Source organism: Sandarakinorhabdus sp., assembly GCF_041689835.1.
Taxonomy (GTDB): Bacteria; Pseudomonadota; Alphaproteobacteria; order Sphingomonadales; family Sphingomonadaceae; genus Sandarakinorhabdus.
The window spans coordinates 1-2,618 of the sequence record NZ_JBDNFM010000085.1 but is presented as its reverse complement, the minus strand read 5'-3'; the positions used below and the strand labels follow the sequence as shown (position 1 = coordinate 2,618).

Genomic DNA, 2,618 nt, shown 5'->3' with positions numbered 1-2,618 from the left:
GCCAGCGAAGGCGGGGCGAACGATGGCCCGATGGAACTGGGGGCCGATCCGGAGACGGGCGAGCTGATCACAGTGCGTTCGGGGCGGTTCGGGCGTTTCATTCAGCTGGGTGAGGGCGCCGAGGGTGAAAAGCCGCCGCGTGCTTCGATCCCCAAGGATGTGAGCATTTCGGGGCCGGAGGATCTGGACTGGGCGATCAAGCTGCTCAGCCTGCCGCGCACCATCGGGCTGCATCCCGAAACCGGTGCGCCGATCACGGCGAGCATCGGCAAATACGGCCCGTATCTGGCGCACAACGGCGGTTATGGCCGGCTGCAGTCCACTGCCGAAGTGTTTGAAACCGGCATGAACGCCGCTGTGGTCAAGCTGGCGGAAGCCGCCGCTGCCAAGGCGGCTGGCGGGCGGCCCCAACGCGGGGTGGCCACAGCGCTGGCGGAACTGGGCGCGCATCCCGAAGGCGGCGCGGCGGTGCGCGTGCTGGCCGGGCGTTATGGCCCGTATGTGAGCGACGGCACCACCAACGCCACCCTGCCCAAGGGCGCGGAGCCGACGGCGATCACGCTGGCGGAAGCCGTGGTGATGCTGGCGGAGCGCGCGGCGGCGGCGCCGGCCAAGAAGGGCAAGAAGGCGCCGGCGAAGAAGGCCGCGCCGAAGAAAGCGGCAGCCAAGAAGCCGGCGGCGAAAAAGGCTTCGGTGAAGAAGGCGCCCGCCAAGAAGTCTGCGCCCAAGACCGCCTGAACGATCAGCGCTGCGCTGTGAGCGCGGCGCTGATCTCGCTGCCCTTGGCGGCTTTGAGGGCGGCGCATTGGCCGATGCGTTCCCTGGTTTGTGCCAGTTCCAGCTCGCCGCCGCCCAGCACAGCGAGGTTGGGGCGGATCAGGGTTTCGACGCGGTCAGCGGCTTCGGTGCTGCAATAGCCGTCGAAAAAGCCGATGATCGACGTGCGCGAAAAGCCGGGGAAGCTTTCGACCACCTGTTTGAAATTGCTGGCAACATAAGCCGTGGTGGAATCGCGCCCGGCGCGGTTGACGGCGAGCGCGGCCAGCATGGTGGTGCGTTCACGGCTGATCAGCCCTTCGGCACTGGCCAGGCGCTGCACGTGGTTGATGGCGGCGGCGTTTTCGGTGCTGCCCAGCGCGGCGGCGGCCTGGGCGCGGAACAGCGGATCGCTGCTGGCCTTCAATGCGGCAAACAACTGATCGGCAAAGGCGATGCCGCCATCCTGCGCCGCCACGGTCAATGCGGTGCGGCGATACACCGGCGCCAGCGCGGCAGCATCGCCATCAAGATAGCGTGCGGCGGCTGTCTTCAGGCGCAAGCGCAACGTGTCGTCCCGGCCCTCCAGCGCCAGCAGCGGCACCAGCGATTCGCGCCAGCCCTGCTGCGCGGCGCTGCCCGTGGACGCGGCAGCCGGATCAAAGCCTTGAAATTCCGCCCGGCCGCCGTACAGGCGCAGCATCAGCGCGCGATAGGCGGCCAGATCACCCGCCGGCAGCAGCGTATCGGCAATGCCCGCCAGCTTGCCCGCCAGTTCCAGCGCCGGCAGGCGCCGATCGTGGCGGGCCAGTTGCTCCGCGGCTTTGATCACGCGGGTGAAATCGGTGCGGCCAGCGGCAAATTCGGCCCAGATCGAATCGGCCACCACCATCGCCTCGCGCTCGGGCAGGGCGGCGGCAGCGGCAATCAGCCGGTCCCAGCCGTCCTGATCCAGGCTGAACCGGTAATAGCCGGCGCCATTGGCGTTGGGCACCAGCGAGGCCGCCGTGCCCACCAATGGCGGCACGGCGGTGCTGGCATTCTTCAGCAGGGTGCAGGATTTGGCTTCGCCGCGCGACAGGCACACCGGCACGGCCCAGCGCTGCATAGCGCGATCGGCAGCAACGCCCAGCGGCACATAGCGCGATTGCGACAGGGTGATGCCGGCGGCGCTTTCCCGCACGGTCACCAGCGGCACGCCGGTTTGATCGGTGAAGCTGCGCAGCGCCGGCACCACATCCGTGTTGCCGCTGGCCTGCGCCACGCTGGCGAAGAAATCTTCGGCGGTGGCATTGCGATAGGCGTAACGGTTCAGGTGCAGCTGCACACCCTTGCGGAAATTTTCGGCGCCAACAAAGCTTTCGAACATCGAAACGGTCTGTGCGCCCTTCAGGTAGGTAATCGAATCAAAGGCGCTGATCACAGCATCGTTGCGGGTGATTTCCTGGCGGATGGGGCGGCCACGGGCCAATGAATCGGTGTCCATGGCCTGGAACGCGTCGGCCACTTCGCCGGCTGCGATATCCAGGTTCGGGTTCCATCGGTGGGCGGCCTTGTTGCCCATCCATTCGGCAAAACTCTCGTTCAGCCAGATATCGGTCCACCAGGTCGGGGTGACGAGATCGCCGAACCATTGGTGCGCCAGTTCATGCGCGACCACCACGCCAAAACGCTGGAGCTGCGATGGCGGCGGTGCGTCGCTCAGCAAAATCAGCGTGTCCTGAAACAGGATCAGGCCGGCGTTTTCCATGGCACCGCCCATCACCGGCGAGGCGATGAAATCCAGTTTTTCGTAAGGATAGGCGATGCCGAAATAATCTTCGAGAATGCCGACGATCCTGGGCACTTCGGCCAGCGTGGTG

General features: G+C 66.5%; 2 protein-coding genes. One reads left to right on the top strand and one right to left on the bottom strand.

Annotation, left to right across the window (positions count from 1 at the left end; all coding sequences use genetic code 11):
* A partial coding sequence (locus tag ACESL8_RS04320; RefSeq protein ID WP_372916329.1) for a topoisomerase C-terminal repeat-containing protein occupies positions 1 to 738 on the top strand: 738 nt, incomplete at its 5' end.
* Positions 739 to 742: 4 nt separating this feature from the next.
* Here ACESL8_RS04320 and ACESL8_RS04315 read toward each other — a convergent pair.
* The coding region (locus tag ACESL8_RS04315) for a M1 family aminopeptidase (protein ID WP_372916327.1) at positions 743 to 2,618 on the bottom strand (1,876 nt) is incomplete at its 5' end.